This is a genomic window from Liquorilactobacillus cacaonum DSM 21116 (assembly GCF_001436735.1).
In the GTDB taxonomy this organism is placed as follows: Bacteria; Bacillota; Bacilli; order Lactobacillales; family Lactobacillaceae; genus Liquorilactobacillus; species Liquorilactobacillus cacaonum.
On the sequence record NZ_AYZE01000014.1, the window covers coordinates 259,559 to 274,603 of the forward strand.

The 15,045-nt window shown below is 31.5% G+C and carries 17 protein-coding genes and 1 other annotated feature; of the genes, 10 read left to right on the top strand and 7 right to left on the bottom strand.

The window, feature by feature from the left end; genetic code table 11:
- The first annotated feature begins 12 nt into the window (after positions 1–12).
- Positions 13–990 carry a bile acid:sodium symporter family protein gene (locus FC80_RS05140; protein WP_057829062.1) on the top strand — a complete coding sequence of 326 codons (978 nt, stop codon included), beginning with the start codon at positions 13–15 and terminating at the stop codon, positions 988–990.
- 147 nt (positions 991–1,137) lie between these two features.
- Here FC80_RS05140 and FC80_RS05145 read toward each other — a convergent pair whose 3' ends face one another.
- A complete protein-coding gene (locus FC80_RS05145) occupies positions 1,138–1,329 on the bottom strand; it encodes a flagellar basal body-associated FliL family protein (RefSeq protein ID WP_057829063.1) in 192 nt (63 codons plus the stop codon).
- Positions 1,330–1,504: 175 nt separating this feature from the next.
- Here FC80_RS05145 and FC80_RS05150 point away from each other — a divergent pair, with 175 nt between their 5' ends.
- Positions 1,505–1,714, top strand: a complete 210-nt coding sequence (locus tag FC80_RS05150; RefSeq protein WP_057829064.1) for a hypothetical protein — start codon at positions 1,505–1,507, stop codon at positions 1,712–1,714.
- A gap of 204 nt (positions 1,715–1,918) precedes the next feature.
- A complete protein-coding gene (locus FC80_RS05155) occupies positions 1,919–2,263 on the top strand; it encodes a hypothetical protein (protein WP_057829065.1) in 345 nt (114 codons plus the stop codon).
- 86 nt (positions 2,264–2,349) lie between these two features.
- Here FC80_RS05155 and FC80_RS05160 read toward each other — a convergent pair whose 3' ends face one another.
- Positions 2,350–2,550, bottom strand: coding sequence for a hypothetical protein (locus tag FC80_RS05160; protein WP_057829066.1), 201 nt, complete (start codon positions 2,548–2,550; stop codon positions 2,350–2,352).
- An 84-nt stretch (positions 2,551–2,634) separates the two neighbouring features.
- Complete coding sequence (locus FC80_RS05165; protein WP_057829067.1) at positions 2,635–2,985, bottom strand: hypothetical protein; 351 nt, start codon at positions 2,983–2,985, stop codon at positions 2,635–2,637.
- Positions 2,986–3,196: 211 nt separating this feature from the next.
- Between FC80_RS05165 and FC80_RS05170 the strand changes: the two genes are divergently transcribed.
- From FC80_RS05170 to FC80_RS05180, 3 genes are all read left to right on the top strand, one after another.
- A complete protein-coding gene (locus FC80_RS05170; protein WP_057829068.1) occupies positions 3,197–3,619 on the top strand; it encodes a (deoxy)nucleoside triphosphate pyrophosphohydrolase in 423 nt (140 codons plus the stop codon).
- Entirely contained in the window at positions 3,606–6,548 is a 2,943-nt protein-coding gene (locus FC80_RS05175; RefSeq protein ID WP_057829069.1) for a DEAD/DEAH box helicase, read from the top strand. The genes FC80_RS05170 and FC80_RS05175 overlap by 14 nt, the downstream gene beginning before the upstream one ends.
- An 88-nt stretch (positions 6,549–6,636) precedes the next feature.
- Positions 6,637–7,290: an MIP/aquaporin family protein gene (locus FC80_RS05180; RefSeq protein WP_057829070.1), complete on the top strand. Its 654-nt coding sequence runs from the start codon at positions 6,637–6,639 to the stop codon at positions 7,288–7,290.
- A 91-nt stretch (positions 7,291–7,381) separates the two neighbouring features.
- Here FC80_RS05180 and FC80_RS05185 read toward each other — a convergent pair whose 3' ends face one another.
- Positions 7,382–7,834: a MarR family winged helix-turn-helix transcriptional regulator gene (locus tag FC80_RS05185; protein WP_057829071.1), complete on the bottom strand. Its 453-nt coding sequence runs from the start codon at positions 7,832–7,834 to the stop codon at positions 7,382–7,384.
- 128 nt (positions 7,835–7,962) lie between these two features.
- Between FC80_RS05185 and FC80_RS05190 the strand changes: the two genes are divergently transcribed.
- From FC80_RS05190 to FC80_RS05200, 3 genes are all read left to right on the top strand, one after another.
- Positions 7,963–8,442: a DUF2798 domain-containing protein gene (locus FC80_RS05190; protein WP_057829072.1), complete on the top strand. Its 480-nt coding sequence runs from the start codon at positions 7,963–7,965 to the stop codon at positions 8,440–8,442.
- A 256-nt stretch (positions 8,443–8,698) separates the two neighbouring features.
- Positions 8,699–9,997, top strand: a complete 1,299-nt coding sequence (locus FC80_RS05195; RefSeq protein WP_057829073.1) for a beta propeller repeat protein — start codon at positions 8,699–8,701, stop codon at positions 9,995–9,997.
- A gap of 15 nt (positions 9,998–10,012) precedes the next feature.
- The gene (locus FC80_RS05200) at positions 10,013–11,188 is read left to right on the top strand and encodes a hypothetical protein (RefSeq protein ID WP_057829074.1); all 1,176 of its coding nucleotides are present in this window, start codon (positions 10,013–10,015) and stop codon (positions 11,186–11,188) included.
- A gap of 192 nt (positions 11,189–11,380) precedes the next feature.
- Here FC80_RS05200 and FC80_RS05205 read toward each other — a convergent pair whose 3' ends face one another.
- Entirely contained in the window at positions 11,381–12,193 is an 813-nt protein-coding gene (locus FC80_RS05205; RefSeq protein WP_057829075.1) for a 2-keto-4-pentenoate hydratase, read from the bottom strand.
- A 178-nt stretch (positions 12,194–12,371) separates the two neighbouring features.
- Positions 12,372–12,607: a binding site (T-box leader), on the bottom strand.
- Positions 12,608–12,678: 71 nt separating this feature from the next.
- On the bottom strand, positions 12,679–13,002 hold the full coding sequence (locus tag FC80_RS05210; protein WP_057829076.1) for a magnetosome magnetite crystal formation protein family: 324 nt from the start codon (positions 13,000–13,002) through the stop codon (positions 12,679–12,681).
- Positions 13,003–13,160: 158 nt separating this feature from the next.
- Here FC80_RS05210 and FC80_RS05215 point away from each other — a divergent pair, with 158 nt between their 5' ends.
- Complete coding sequence (locus FC80_RS05215) at positions 13,161–14,000, top strand: aminoglycoside phosphotransferase family protein (RefSeq protein ID WP_057829077.1); 840 nt, start codon at positions 13,161–13,163, stop codon at positions 13,998–14,000.
- A 109-nt stretch (positions 14,001–14,109) separates the two neighbouring features.
- Here FC80_RS05215 and FC80_RS05220 read toward each other — a convergent pair whose 3' ends face one another.
- Entirely contained in the window at positions 14,110–15,045 is a 936-nt protein-coding gene (locus FC80_RS05220; protein WP_057829078.1) for a Ppx/GppA family phosphatase, read from the bottom strand.

Consider the following 15,045-nt stretch of genomic DNA (forward strand, 5'->3'; position numbering starts at 1 on the left):
GGAATGATTTGCATGGCAAAAGTAGAAAAATTTGGTAAATTTGTAGGGAAATATTTTACAGTGGCAATAGTATTTTGGGTAATTTTTAATTATTTTTTGCCCAAAACCAGTACATGGATTATTCCTAATATTTCTTATCTTTTGGGTGTGATTTTATTTGGCATGGGTCTTACTCTAAGATTTAAAGATTTTGAAAGAATTGCAAAAAAGCCATTTCCAGTAATTGCAGGAACCGTCGCACATTATCTAATTATGCCAACAATTGCTTGGGTTTTATGCCTGATTTTTCAATTAAAAGGAGCGACTGCTGCAGGAGTTATTTTAGTAGGGTCATGTCCTAGCGGAACCTCTTCAAGTGTTATGGCATATTTAGCAGGTGGAGATGTTGCTTTAGACGTTTCAATCGAAACTTTTTCGACTTTATTAGCTCCTGTGGCAATACCAAGTTTGCTATTATTATTTGCTGGAAAATATGTTGATATCCCTGCCTTTTCATTATTTTTAAGTACAGTCAAAATTGTTTTGGTTCCAATTTTATTAGGAGTATTAGTGCACAGTTTATTTAAAAATAAAATTGAATGGATAACCAAATTGTTGCCTTTAGTTTCGCAGTTAGCTATTTTATTAATTATCGGTGCGGTTATTTCAGCTAATCATGCAGAATTGTTGACGGCACAGACATTCTTAGTAATTCCCGTTGTAATATTGCATAACCTATCAGGATATGGGCTTGGGTACTTATTTTCAAAATTAATTCAGTTAAAAACGCCACAAAGAAAAGCAATTACTTTCGAAGTTGGGATGCAAGATTCAAGCCTTGGTGCAACACTTGCCCTAAAGTATTTTGTACCAGCCGCTGCAATTCCATCGACGGTGTTCAGCATCTGGCATAATATTTCTGGTTCAGTTTTGGCTGTAAATTGGAGAAATCATGATAGTAAAAAAAGTATCAAAGAAAATAATGAAGTTGAAAAAATTGTGGTAGAGTAGTGAATCATTATGATTAAGCTAGCGAAAAGTAAATATCAACGGTAATGCAATAACTATCAGATTTGAAAGTTAAAAAAGTAAGAGAACCCCATAAAATCATTTTTTAAAATTGAATTTATGGAATTCTCTTTTTTAGTTAAACGATAATTAGTTTTTAAAATTCTTTGAAGAGGGCTTCTTACCGTTAGGCATACTTTTCATATTTTTGCCCATTTGAAAACTAGGTTGTGAATTATGTGCTCCAAAGTAATATCCAATTCCACCACTTGTACCAGCTATTAGTAACACAATTGTTCCAATTAGTAGAATTTTTTTGGTTCCACGATCTGTTGCTGCCATTTTGAATTCCTCCTTATATTTTATATAGTTATGATAGTAACGTAAGAAATATTTTTTTGTGAGGAGGAAATTTGGTTTTTTATTAAAAAAAATATGAAAAGAATGAATTTTTTGAGGGGTAATCTAATTGGCGAATAGTGTATAATTGGTAGGGATGAAAGGAAGTTGATAGAAAATGATGAAAATTTATTACAAGGCAGATTATGACAATAAAGAAATTGAATTTGAAAAACCAAGTGATTTTGTAGGAAGTTTACTTGTTGATGATCCAGAGTTGCAAGATGAGTATGAGGTGTTTAAGGTAACAATAAATGATGAGGAAGTAATTGATTTTGAAGGAAAGACAATCCTTGATTTGTTTAAGTATTATTGGGAGAGAGTTTAAATATAACAGCGTGTGTGAGTACAGATTTTAGAATTATATGTGTAGCGTTAGCACCAACACTTATTAATCTAAGAGTAATCTAAGAGGAATTTTAAAATCATTGGTTTGTTTAACTCAAGCACCAATCAAGCGTAATTTAAAAGAACATCATATAATTGCTATGTAGTAAGCTAGTAATTCATTAATATGCTAGGAGTGGTTAGAATGGATGAAACAAGCAAGTTAGTTCCAATCAATATGAAGGAAATCGAGATAAAATTGGCATGGTACCTTTCTAATAATCGAATTGTTACCGAAAGAGAAGTGATTCTTGAGTCAATTCTTGAAAATATAAGGTCAATGATTGTTGATGAACTTGAAGGTCCTTATTGGGGAGCTGAATGGAAAGTTGATGATAAACAAATTTCAGTCTTAGATATTCTTGGCGAAGAGGTGGGAATTATTGTTCCCCAAGATGGTTCTTTTATAGATGAATTCAAAAATAATTCTCCGAAGCTAATTGATTATTTAAATGAAAAAGTCAAAAAAATTGTACAAAATAATTATTAACTTTAGAGAAAATCGGTAAAAAAACGGTCATTATGTAATTTTTGGAGCACAACAAGCTTCAAACAATTATAATTGACCGCTTTTTATTAAGCATAATAATTATATAAATCAACAACTGTTTTACCTGTAAAACCTGTATCTTCCTTGTCATCAATAGTTACTTTTTGTACAGTATAGTGATCTTGAAGAGCAGGTACTTCCAGTTGTAAATTAGCAACAAAGGCGTCAGAATTCTTGAACTCCATTGTATGATGATCGCCATCAGCAGTATAATAAATTTTTAACATAATATTCCTCCTTTATTAATTTGATTATACAATAAAGTATCTGATAATTGTTTAATTTAGATTACGATTTGAAGTTAAAGAATTTTATTCCTCTGAAACAGTTTTAATGTGCCAATTCAATAAACCAACTTTTTTCATATCGACCCCAATAGTTTTGTTTTTAATGCCTGTTGCATAATGGTATATATTTTTGTCTCCACCTTCAAAATCAGAGATATTTCTTACTCTTTCCTTTGAGCTTACATGTTTGAGAAAAGTTAGTGTTTTTTTATTAAGTACGATTTTTTGCATGAATTTTACATCATGTGTTTTAATAATGTTGTCTAGTTGACTATCTAGTGACAGTGGAATATACGAGCCAGAATAAAAGAAAAAAAATATTGTTGCCAAAATGGCAAATATGAAGAGTATAAAAATATTTTTTACCTTGGTCATAAAAATCTTCCTTTTTGCCTAAGACTATAGCTGAATTTCAAGGTAATGTAAAGAAGATAATTGAGTAAAGGTAAATAATTTATTTCAATTGCACTATATGATAATATAATTATTAGTAGTTCTTGGTTTATTGAGGTATGTAAGATGTTATTGCTTGAATTAGTATAAAATAGGACAATTAGATGTTGTTATTAAAAAATGTGGGGAAAAAATGAAGATTATAAATGTTGTTGGAGCAGCAATTTTAAAAGATAATAAAATTCTTGTTTCGAAAAGGAAAGAGGACAAAATATTAGGTAATTTATGGGAGTTCCCAGGTGGGAAAGTAGAGATAGGCGAAACTCCCCAAATGGCACTTAAACGTGAAATAAGGGAAGAATTTCATGATGAAGTTATTATAGGGAATCAAATAGGAGAGGCTGTTAATTTTACTTATCAGTTTGGAACTGTAAATTTGACTGTTTTTTTTGCTAGACTTAAATCTAATAACTTGGATTTAACTGTGCATAGTAAGGTTAAATGGAGCATCAAAGAAGATTTAATCAAATTTAACTGGGCTCAAGCAGATAAACCTGTGGTAGATGCGTTACTAAAAATTGATCTTCAGAAGGTATTTTTCAATGAAAATGGATAAGAAAAGTAGTATTGCTGTATCAACATACAAGGGTTATGTTGATAGGAATGGTGTTTCTAGAGATGATGTAAAGTCTTTTTTTTCAATTGATACTGAAGATGAGAATCTTAAACCTACATTACTTAGTAATTCAAATGAGGAGAATGTATGGGAAAAATTGCGATATGAATTAGAGACATGTAATGAATTTGTGTTTGCAGTTGCATTCTTTAGTGAGGATATTTTAGTGCCCTTTAAAGCAGTAATGGCTGATTTAAATGAATCTGGTATCCACGGAAGAATATTAACTTCAGATTATTTATATTTTAATAAACCTAAAGTTTTTAGAGAATTAATGAAAATAGCAAATGTTGAGGTTAGAATTTCATCCAAAAAGGGGTTTCATGCAAAGGGGTACATATTTAATCATTCAAAAGAGTCCTATAAAACGGTCATTTTAGGAAGTTCTAATTTTACTGGTTCTGCTTTATTAAAAAATTATGAATGGAATTTAAAGTTTAGCTCTTACGATAATTCTGAATTGACTACACAGATTTTTGAAAATATTAATGAAACATGGTGTAAGTCAGTAGTTTTGTCTGAGAAGTGGATTAATGATTATCAAAAGACTTTTGATTTATTACAGCAAACACAAAAACGCGAAATTGACAAAAGCACATCTACAAAGGAAGAAAGTTTTGATGGATATACGACAATAAAACCAAACAAAATGCAAAAAGACGCACTGGTAGAATTAAATAATATAAGGAAATCAGGCGAGAAAAAAAGTTTGGTTATTTCTGCAACAGGTACAGGAAAAACATATTTAGGTGCATTTGATGTAAGACAGTTTAATCCCAAGAAGTTTTTATTTATTGTACATAGGGAACAAATATTAAAGAAATCTATGAAAAGTTTTATGGAAGTTATTGGTGGACCATCTTCAAATTTTGGTATATTGTCGGGAACAAAAAATGAGACATACGCAAAATATCTTTTTGCAACGGAACAATCACTTGCTAGGGAATCTAATTTGAAACAGTTCAGGGTAGAAGAATTTGATTATATTTTAATAGATGAGGCACATCGAACTGGTGCAAAATCATATTTAAGAATACTAAATTATTTTAAGCCAAAGTTTATTTTAGGTATGACTGCGACTCCTGAAAGGACTGATGATTTTAATATTTTTGAACTATTTGACTATAATATTGCATATGAGATTCGCTTGCAGGATGCATTAAAAGAAGAAATGCTTGTGCCTTTTCAATATATTGGTGTGAAAGATTTTGAAGTAGATGGTAAAAGAGTGGATGACAATAGTTCTTTGAAATATTTAGCTTCAGAAGATAGAGTTAAATATGTGCTGGACCAAGTCAATTATTACGGATTTTCCGGTGCCACAGCAAAAGGTCTAATTTTTTGCAGTAGAAATGAAGAAGCACAATTGCTTGCTGAGCAATTAACAAGAATGGGACATCCTACGCAGTCTTTGAGTGGTCAGAATAAAATTCAAGAAAGAGAAGTAGTAGTAAAAAAATTAGAAACAGGTGAAATAGAATATATAACGTCTGTAGATATATTTAACGAAGGTATTGATATTCCTTGTGTAAATCAAATAATTCTTTTGAGAAGTACGCAATCAAGTATAGTTTTTATACAACAATTAGGAAGAGGGTTGCGTAAATATAATGGAAAGGACTTTGTCACAGTTATTGATTTTATTGGGAATTATAAAAATAACTATTTAATTCCAATAGCACTTACAGGTGATAAGAGTAGAAATAAGGACATAGCAAGAGAGAATGTAAATTTTCAACCAACAATTGGATTATCTACGATTAGTTTTACGAAAGTAGCTAAAGAAAGAATATTTGAATCTTTGAACAATATTAAATTGGACTCATTAGGGGATTTAAAAGAGGCATATTTTGAACTTAAAAGAATGTTGGGCAGGGTACCAATGCTTAGCGATTTTAAAAAGTATGGGTCAGTCGATCCTAATGTTTTTGCCGATAGTAAAAATTTAAAAAATTATTATGAGTTTTTGAAGATTGTTGAAAAATATAGGCCACTTAAAAGTGAATTGAATTCAAAATTAACAATGTTAACTAAAGAATTATTAAATGGGAAAAGGCCACATGAATTAATCTTGTTGAACTTATTATTGAAAGATAAAAAGGTAACGGTAGATAGATTTTCTAATGAAGTTAAATCATACGGGGCACAAATTAATCAGAGTGTTATAGAATCTACAAAAAGGGTTTTGAGTTTAGAGTACTTTACAAAAACAGGACAAAAAAATTACGGAGAAACATCAATAGTGACATATAAAGAAAATTCATTTTTGTTAGACAACATATTTAACGACTTTTTGAAAGATGAAGTATTCAAAAAATTTGTTTTGGATATTGTACAGACAGGCTTGTTAAATGCTAAGGATTATGACTTTCATGAAGTTTTTACAAGATATAAAAGATATACACGTAAAGATGTAAGTAGATTATTGAACTTTGAAACTGATTGTACGTCTACAATTTATGGTTATAAAGTAGCGAATGACTGTTGCCCAATTTTTGTGACATATAAAAAATCTGAGGAAATTGGCGATAGCATTAAGTATCAAGATAAATTTTTAGACAGCAAAACAATGAAGTGGTATAGCAGAAGTAACAGACAGATTCAATCAAAAGAAATTCAAAAATTGATTGAGGGCGTTTCAAATCTTCATCAAAAACGAAAAATTTATTTGTTTGTAAAAAAAGATGATGCTGAGGGACTAGGTTTTTATTTTCTGGGTGAATGTTTGATTGATGGTAGAACAATAGTACAAGAGGAATTAAAAATAGATGACAGTACTAAAAAACCAATTGTTTCAATGAATTTAATTTTAGATAAATCAGTGCAATATCGCAGATTTCTTGATATAACAACTTCCATCAGTAATTAATTTTCTCTTAAGACATATTACTTTACACAAAATATATATTTTTATATACTATTCTTTGGTTATTTTTTAGAAAGAGGAGAGAGAATTGATGAGAAAATACCTTGCAGAATTTATTGGAACATTTGTATTAGTTTTTGTGGGAACGGGAACTGTCGTGATTGGGAAGGGTGACCTTCTTGCGATTGCACTTGCCTTTGGACTTTCAGTTACAGTGATGGCCTTTGCTGTTGGCGGAATTTCAGGTGGTCATTTTAATCCTGGTGTTACCGTTGCGATGATGCTTAATAAGCGTTTAGATGTAAAGGATGGCATTTTTTACATTGTTGCGCAAGCTCTTGGTTCAATTGTTGCATCAGCAGTTTTATCGATTTATATTCATGCATTAGGACTTGTCAAAGATGGTTTTGGGCAAACTGATTTCACTAAACTATCGGCAATACAAGCTTTTGGAATCGAGACATTGGCTACTTTTATTTTTGTTTTAGTTATTTTAATGGTTACAAGCACCAAGTACGGTAATGCTGCATTCGCTCCAGTCGCAATTGGAATAACATTATCATTGATGATTATGGTTCTCCTGAATCTTACAGGTGCATCCTTGAACGCAGCCCGTAGTTTAGGGCCTGCATTATTTGCTGGTGGAAGTGGTTTAGCACACTATTGGGTGTATTTGATTGCTCCCACTTTAGGAGCTGCGATTGCAGCATTTGTGGGTCGTATTTTAGGTAGTGAAGATAAGTAAAATTATATTAATTAGAGGTTTAAATCGAAAGTTAGCTTTCGGTTTAAACCTCTTTTTTTATCAATATTCAACGTATATTTGGAAATAGTAATTAATTATTTGAATATTTCAAGGAACTACCACTAATTGATACTGCTAATTTATATAGTTCTTGGTAAGTTATTGCAAGGTTTTCACTATTGCTCTTTTCAAATTGTTCAAGCCACCAATCTGACATCATCTTATTTATTTGTATACACGCCTGTTTCCCTTTTTCAGTTAGAGTTACTCTGTAAGAACGATGATCTACAGAATCTAACGATTTAGCTATGTATCCAGATTGTAAGAGCTCATTGAAATCACGACTTACTAATCCCTTATTTATCGCCAATTGATCAGATACTTGTTGTGCTGTGACTTTTTCATAGTCATTTATAAACAATAAGAGATGCGATTTGCTTGCAGTTAAATCTTCAATATTTAGTCGATGATTTAGTGCTTTTTGAGAATTTCTTTGGATAATGCTGATATACCGCCCAATTTGATTAATTTCACGAGTATTCATTAGGACATCTCCTTCGTAAATATAAAATAAAGTATAGTATAAATTAATTTGGTTGACAAATAAACTAAATCAATTTATAATCACTAATATAGTTTACTTGTAAACTATATTGGAGGGAGAAAGTTTAAATGTCTAAAAATCAAAGAATAATATTTATTGGTGTAATGTGTTTTGGTATGGGATCAATTATGAGCTTTTTAGGAAATTTGTTTTCTACAGGATTTTCTGTCACAACAGTAAAGGACTTTCTAATGTGGTGGATGCCAACTATATTGATTGCATTTACGTATAATTTATTAGTGGCTTCAAAAATAACAGATGCGATTATAGATAAGGCCACAGAAAAATTGAGTAATCCCGAAGCAGTGCTAGCACGTGGAGGTCGAATTCGTGGATGGTCGATGTTAACAATTATGTGTCTAACTATGAGTACTTGGGGAATGTTAATTGGTGGTGCATTTGCACATATTTCAATTCTCGGCGTTTTAGTTGTTTGGATTCGTTCATATATATTGGCCTACATTGTTAGAGGTACGATTGTTAAGCCTTTAGCAGTCAAAGTTTCTCTTTTTTTTAGAGAAAATCGGGAAGAAGAGATAATTCTTTAACGAGTAATGTATATATTAAAATAAAAAAGTTTAGCGTCAGGTTTGAGTCAAAGTTAAGTTGTGGCTCAAGCCTTTTTTGTTCTAAAAAAGTGAATTTAAAAAAATAAGTTAATAGATGTAATTTGAAATAATTGCAATGTTTAACATAATGGTAATCAAAAACCACTACTTATTTATGGTACATTACTTTTTTACATATAGTATAATTAAGAAAATGAAAATTAATTTATTTAGAAGTAAGTAGGCGGGATAGAGTATGAATTTAAAAAAATGGGGAATCGTAGTTGCAGTATATTTGGTTATTTTTGCAGTGGTGGTTGTTGTCCAAGAATATGTTTGGCGAAGCTTTACTATTCCAACAGAACAGATTGTAATTGCTAATTCCAAAGATAAGGCATTGAAAATGGCTGCCAAAAAGAACGTTAATTGCTATCAAGGTTGGCAAGTTCCTTACAATTATAGATTAGGGTATGACTATGAGTTTCAAATAATTTGGCAAGGTAACAATAAGTACAGAGTTAGCTATATTTTTAATAATGCGATGCACATAAAAAAGGTAGCACGAACTTTTGCTGGTACATACTTTGATAATACATTATACATCAATCAAAACTTTTATGTAAACCATCATGGAAATCGTTGGTTTATAGGAAACAAAGGGAAATCTGAAAATCTTGTAAATTCAAGATCAGTCAAGAATAATCATAAAATTCAAAAAAGAGCAGTCATTAAATCATCTAAAAAAGAGCAAACTACCAAAAAAATAAATAGTAATTCTAATGCTGCAGTGAAATTACCAACCACTACTACAAGAACAAGTGCAATGCAATATTTTACTGAAAATCAAAAGCTCTATGTAACCTATGATAATAAAAAAAATAAGGTTCTTGTTCCGAATGGTTATAGTCAGGTATTTATAATGCCTAATAATTCATATAATGAGACACTTAATGCTGGTAGCTATATTATTACACCTGAATTTACAGCTTTTGTTGGGTATCGCAAAAACTCAACGGGAATTTTATATAGCATAGATAAAGGCAAGCACTGGTCTTATTCAAAGCTAAAATATAATGGTTTTCGAGGTAAGGCATTTATTTCAATAACCAATGACCGAGTTTATGTAACCTATGCTACGGATGAATCATTAGGTACGGATTATTATGCAACATTTTTTTCTAGTAATATGAAAACTTGGTCTGAGGCTGATTTTCCCAAGTCACTCGATCAGTCTAATGTTACTTTGGTCTACTGGGACAATGATAATTTGGTTTATTATGCTAGTAAGCTAGGTGGTTTTAATTTTTCTGACGATGGAGGGGAAAATATGCGAACGGTCACTCTTGACTTTCCAAGTAGTATTGAAAATATGTCAGGTGGCAATCCTTTTACGGTGCCTTCTGCAATGTATACAAAACAAGGCAGAATCTATCTAATAATGAGTCAAAGTGAAAACGGAGATTATGCTCAAAATAATCAATTGATGGAAGCTGTCATGGTAAAGAGTCTAGATTTAGGTTCGTTTGATTATGAAAGCCAACAAGCAGAAAAATAAAAGAGGTGATAATTCATGATTAAAACTGCGAGAATCATAATTGGATGTTTTGTAGCTGTATTTTCAAGTTTTTATTTATATAATGCATTAGTACTATTGTTTGAATACCAAAGCATCAACCAAGGTATACTAGCGTTGGTTTGTGCGCTATGTGTCGGTCAATTATTCTTTTTAATTTTTGCCAACTTGTTTGCCAAAGAAAAAAAGTTTTCTGAGAGTACTAGAAAATTTTGGGAGATGACATACAAAAAAACTTTTCTCACAGAATTATCTATCTGTATTGCTTGTTTTGGTGGAACACTTTATTTTTCAAGATATTTACCCGTTAATTTATTACTTATTTTTTTAGTTCCTTTTCTTTTATTGGTGTTGATTAACATATTTAATTTTTTAAAACGTAAACGAAATAAGCATCAAGCTGACTTTAGTGTCGTAGTCAATGGGTTAGAAATGTCAAAATTTGAAAATAGTCGAAAAAATAGTATTCAGCTTTTTCAGACATATGTTCAAAATCGTTATAAAAGTCATTTCTTTATCTTTGCAAACATCAATATAATTTTATTGGTTGCTTTTTTGATAATTATTGTATGGCAAAATCTATTCTGGTTAAGTTATCTTATTTTAATTTGGGAAGTAGCAAGTATTATTTCTTTTATGAAGTCAAGAATAAAAGAAGTTTTGCGTATTAAGGAAAAACTCTTAAATGGAGATTATGCAGAAGTTATTTTATTTATCAAGGAGATCTATAGTCTTCCTTATGATCGGACAATCACATCCCAAATTTTCGAAGAACACCTAGTGTTTGCGTTATATCATGTTGGTGAATATGAACAATGTATCCAGATTTTTGAAAAAACGGTTTTTAAGAAAATAATTAGCTCTTATGCTACTCCTTATCGTATCTTATCATTACTTGAACTTAATCGTTATGAGGATGCTAAGAATGCATATATGCAATTCACGCTACTCAATAAAAATGGCAGAAAGAAGAACCGCAAGTATGTTCTAAATAAATTTGATGCGTATTTTGCTAGCTATTTTGCAGGTAAATATGAAGTTGCTGGCAAAATCGCAATAACTTTCAAGTCAAAAAAACCAGCACAAAAGCAAATGATTCAAAAACTTCAAAATTTAGCTACTACTAGAAAGAAAGAACATAATAAAAAAGAGTCAGATAATTCAGTAGATTAGCAAATAGCATAGCAGAATTTTAAGATATATCATAGGTATAGGCATAATAAACGAGTCTGGGGTAAAAAAACCTAGACTCGTTTTATTAAAAATATATCTTTACTAAGCTACGCTAGTTACACTATTAGATAATCAAAATCTTCCATAATTTGGACTAGAGCACCATAGCCATCTTAGCTTTATTTTGCTTTGTTATTTTGTGACAGTTAATTTAACTTCACCTAAACCATTATCGAAGCGGGTGACCCAGGTGCCTTCTTTTAATTTTGGAGGTAATATAAATGTTCCTGTTGAAACATATTGGCCAACTGATAACTTTTTTCCATGTTGTTGCAATTTAGTAACAAGCCACTGCAGAGAATTTAAAGGATTTCCTAAAACTTCTGAAGAATGTCCTTTTTTAAGTGTTTCAGATTCAAATCTTAGTGTGCAATGAACATTTGCAACTGATTTCACATTTTCAAAGACAACTGTTGTGGGAAATAAATCACCTACAACAACAAGTCCACCCACAGCAGCATCTGAAACAACAAGATTTTTTTCAAGACTAGGAAACCAGTCTTTGAACCGACAATCAGGTACTTCGAGCGCACCTGCTACACTAGTTTTTTGCATGAGTTCTTCCAATGAGTCAGCATTAGTCAATTCTTTTTCAACACGAAAAACCAATTCCACTTCGACAAGTGGTTCTAGCATCTTATTGAGAGAAAAAGTAGCAGGTGAACGTAAAAAACGACTTTCTACCTGAGCACCATATAATGGTGAATGAGAATCAAACATTTTTTGTGTTTCTTCGCTTGTTAGTGAAACTTTATAACCACCAACCGCTTCATTTTTCAATTCCATTAGTTGACTTTGTACATGGTATGCACCTTCTTCATCAGTGACCTTATTAGTCCAATCTGCTATATCAAGTGATTTATTTGTTGAATATGCTTTATACAATGTTTTGGCAAGTAAGTCTTCAGTTTTTGTTAATGCTAATTTTGTTTGTTGTTTTTCCATTGTGATAATCTCCTTTATTATTGTGGATTTCTCACCAATATGGATGAGAATCCAGTTTTGAATTAATCTGAGTTTTTTTGTTAATTTTAATAATGCCACTTGGATCATCCATGAATCCTCATCTCTTTTCATTTTAATATTTACGAATAAAAAAAGTCCTTCAACAGGAATTTACCTGCTAAAGGACGTTATAAACGTGGTACCACCTTTTTTTATACTTGACTAATTACAAGTACCTTAAACAAACTAACACAACAATTTGTTGTCTCTGTAATGGGAGTACCCAGTAGAATCTACTTAAATTCAATCTACAACTCATAGGTGATTTTCATTAACGTATACCTAATCATCTTGCACCAACCGATGACTCTCTGAATGGCGTCTGTTAGTTACTTTCCTAATCAACGTTTAATATTCGTATGAAGTTTCTAATCGTATTCTAGTAATAATCGCACAAGATGTCAAGTGTATATTTTATTTTTTTCTTAATCTTGAATGATGATTTTAATTCCTTTATAGATATTATAGATAAACACGATAAAATCGATTAGTAATACCACGCCAATTGTTAAAATCGCTGTCCAACTGGTTAATTGTGCATGTTCTGTCATAATTCCGGTTGTTCCAACTAAAATGATACCTATAAAAGTTAGAATGATTGGTAAAAGGTGAAGTAAGAAAGCTCTTTTTGCATGTTTCCGAATTATTGGTTCATCAGCACAGACAAACCACACAATAATTGGAAAGATAAAGGGAGCGAAAATGATGGAAAAATAAGAAAGAGCACTTAATAATTTAGTTTTTTGCATAAATCCTCCTAAAAAGTGTAAGTTAGTAATTCAAGTGTAATCGGAATCTTAATACTATGATATACTGAAATCGGTAAGCTAACAAATAATTAAACTAGTGATATTTAATATATCGATATAAAACAGTACATCTGATTTTGATTTAAGGGGATGAAGAGATGCTTATTGATTTTTTGAATGACTATTATCAAGCAGATTTAAAAACAATCCACGATGTAGCTGGAAATCAGCATTTAGTCGGAAATAGTAAAGTTTTTCATGGACCACTTTTTGTTAAAATCTTCAAGGAAAAAGCGATGTTTTATGCAGAACAACATGTTAACCAGTTTTATTATCCTGAGGTTTATTTGGACAGTGTAATCTTTGAAGATAATTATGTTGTCACACTAAGAGATCGAGAATTAAGTGATATTGATACACGTGAAATGACCGATGAGTTAGCATACAAATATGGGAGGCTACTGGGCAATTTTCATGCAAAAGTCACAGGTAATGTCTCAGTTGAAGATACTAGGTTGCCCTTATCTCATCAACTAATGAATAGAGTTAATCAACTTAAAGAAAGTTTGTACTATAATGATGCCAAAGAAGTGCTTGAACTTTTAAAATCTGATTTTGATAAAAGTGACTTGGAATATGATCAGCTTCCAAAAGTTGTTTTACATGGTGACTTTAGTGTTCGTAACATTATGGAATGTGAGGGTCAAGATATTTTAATTGATTTTGAACGTTCACACATTGGTACAAGCTATCAAGACTTCATCAAATTTTTTTACAATGAAGTTCGCGATATCAATCTGAGAAATCAATTTTTGAAAGGTTACGAAGAAATATTTCAATTTGAAGTTCCAAGCAATGAATTACAGCGCTGTCTATTATTTTTATGTGCATTAGATATTAGCCGTTATAATGTCTCACATTCTGGTGGTAAATTTGGAGATATGGCTAGTAATATGATTGCTACAATAAAAAAAGGGGATGCAGTGTTAGAACTATAGTATCTAGTCAAGCATGAATAAAAAGAGTAGTTAGTTCAAAATTCACTTTTGAACTAACTACTCTTTTTAATATACTAACCTCTTAAAGCTTTTTTACAAAATCAAGTAACTAATTGAATTGATTGTTATTATCAATATAATCAAAAAGGGCACCTTCACGTAAACCGTGATTTGAAAAAAGTATCTGCGTAATATGTAATGCCCGCATAATTAAGGAGATGGGAGTGAGGCCACCAATAATCACATCTGCTCGTGCCTTTGCAAGACCTGGAATCTTTTCACGTTCATTTTTGTCTAAATCGACTAGTTCAGCAAAGATATCAAATGCTTTAGAACTACTTAATGTGAAGCCATGGATAGCTGGTGGATTCTCTGCATCAACTTTTCGGCGTGCTATTTTTGCTAATGTACGATTACTACCACCTAGGACCACCAGATTAGTTTTGTGTGCATCAATTAACCAATCAATATCAGTTAGGCTTTTTTCAACTTCGGTCATGGCCAGAAAAAGATCAGAGGGTTTTATTTTATCATCTAGATTAAAGTCCTGAGAGATTGTAACAGAGCCAAAGGGTAAACTTATTAGGTGAGCTATTTCTCCTTTTTTTACTAGGATGAGTTCAGTACTTGCCCCGCCAGTATCTATAATTAAACAATCTCTACCGACATTTAGAGTACGAGTTACACCTAGAAAGTCTAAATAAGCTTCTTGTTTTCCAGTAATTACTTTAAACTCAATGCCGATTTTCTCTTTTACCAATTGTAAGAATTCGCTCTGATTAGTTGCAACGCGAACAGCCGCGGTTGCTAGGGCCTCAATATGAAGATTGGGAAGATCTTTGTAGACTTTTTCGAAATCTTCCAAGGCACCAAGTGTACGATTAATTGGTCCTTCTTGAAGAACCTTTTGGTCACCCATATTTTCTGAGAGTCTTACCATTTCTTTTAATTGGTGAGTAACCTTCGTGTTCCCGTCGTTAGTAATTTGGGTTATGGTCATTCGAACTGAATTGGAACCAAGGTCAATCACCGCAAAGTTAATCAT

What these genes read in the sequence shown, in the direction of transcription:
- FC80_RS05140 (WP_057829062.1), top strand. Translation starts at nt 13, where the DNA reads ATGGCAAAAGTAGAAAAATTTGGTAAATTTGTAGGGAAATATTTTACA.
- FC80_RS05145 (WP_057829063.1), bottom strand. Translation starts at nt 1,329, where the DNA reads ATGGCAGCAACAGATCGTGGAACCAAAAAAATTCTACTAATTGGAACA.
- FC80_RS05150 (WP_057829064.1), top strand. Translation starts at nt 1,505, where the DNA reads ATGATGAAAATTTATTACAAGGCAGATTATGACAATAAAGAAATTGAA.
- FC80_RS05155 (WP_057829065.1), top strand. Translation starts at nt 1,919, where the DNA reads ATGGATGAAACAAGCAAGTTAGTTCCAATCAATATGAAGGAAATCGAG.
- FC80_RS05160 (WP_057829066.1), bottom strand. Translation starts at nt 2,550, where the DNA reads ATGTTAAAAATTTATTATACTGCTGATGGCGATCATCATACAATGGAG.
- FC80_RS05165 (WP_057829067.1), bottom strand. Translation starts at nt 2,985, where the DNA reads ATGACCAAGGTAAAAAATATTTTTATACTCTTCATATTTGCCATTTTG.
- FC80_RS05170 (WP_057829068.1), top strand. Translation starts at nt 3,197, where the DNA reads ATGAAGATTATAAATGTTGTTGGAGCAGCAATTTTAAAAGATAATAAA.
- FC80_RS05175 (WP_057829069.1), top strand. Translation starts at nt 3,606, where the DNA reads ATGAAAATGGATAAGAAAAGTAGTATTGCTGTATCAACATACAAGGGT.
- FC80_RS05180 (WP_057829070.1), top strand. Translation starts at nt 6,637, where the DNA reads ATGAGAAAATACCTTGCAGAATTTATTGGAACATTTGTATTAGTTTTT.
- FC80_RS05185 (WP_057829071.1), bottom strand. Translation starts at nt 7,834, where the DNA reads ATGAATACTCGTGAAATTAATCAAATTGGGCGGTATATCAGCATTATC.
- FC80_RS05190 (WP_057829072.1), top strand. Translation starts at nt 7,963, where the DNA reads ATGTCTAAAAATCAAAGAATAATATTTATTGGTGTAATGTGTTTTGGT.
- FC80_RS05195 (WP_057829073.1), top strand. Translation starts at nt 8,699, where the DNA reads ATGAATTTAAAAAAATGGGGAATCGTAGTTGCAGTATATTTGGTTATT.
- FC80_RS05200 (WP_057829074.1), top strand. Translation starts at nt 10,013, where the DNA reads ATGATTAAAACTGCGAGAATCATAATTGGATGTTTTGTAGCTGTATTT.
- FC80_RS05205 (WP_057829075.1), bottom strand. Translation starts at nt 12,193, where the DNA reads ATGGAAAAACAACAAACAAAATTAGCATTAACAAAAACTGAAGACTTA.
- FC80_RS05210 (WP_057829076.1), bottom strand. Translation starts at nt 13,002, where the DNA reads ATGCAAAAAACTAAATTATTAAGTGCTCTTTCTTATTTTTCCATCATT.
- FC80_RS05215 (WP_057829077.1), top strand. Translation starts at nt 13,161, where the DNA reads ATGCTTATTGATTTTTTGAATGACTATTATCAAGCAGATTTAAAAACA.
- FC80_RS05220 (WP_057829078.1), bottom strand. Translation starts at nt 15,045, where the DNA reads ATGATTAACTTTGCGGTGATTGACCTTGGTTCCAATTCAGTTCGAATG.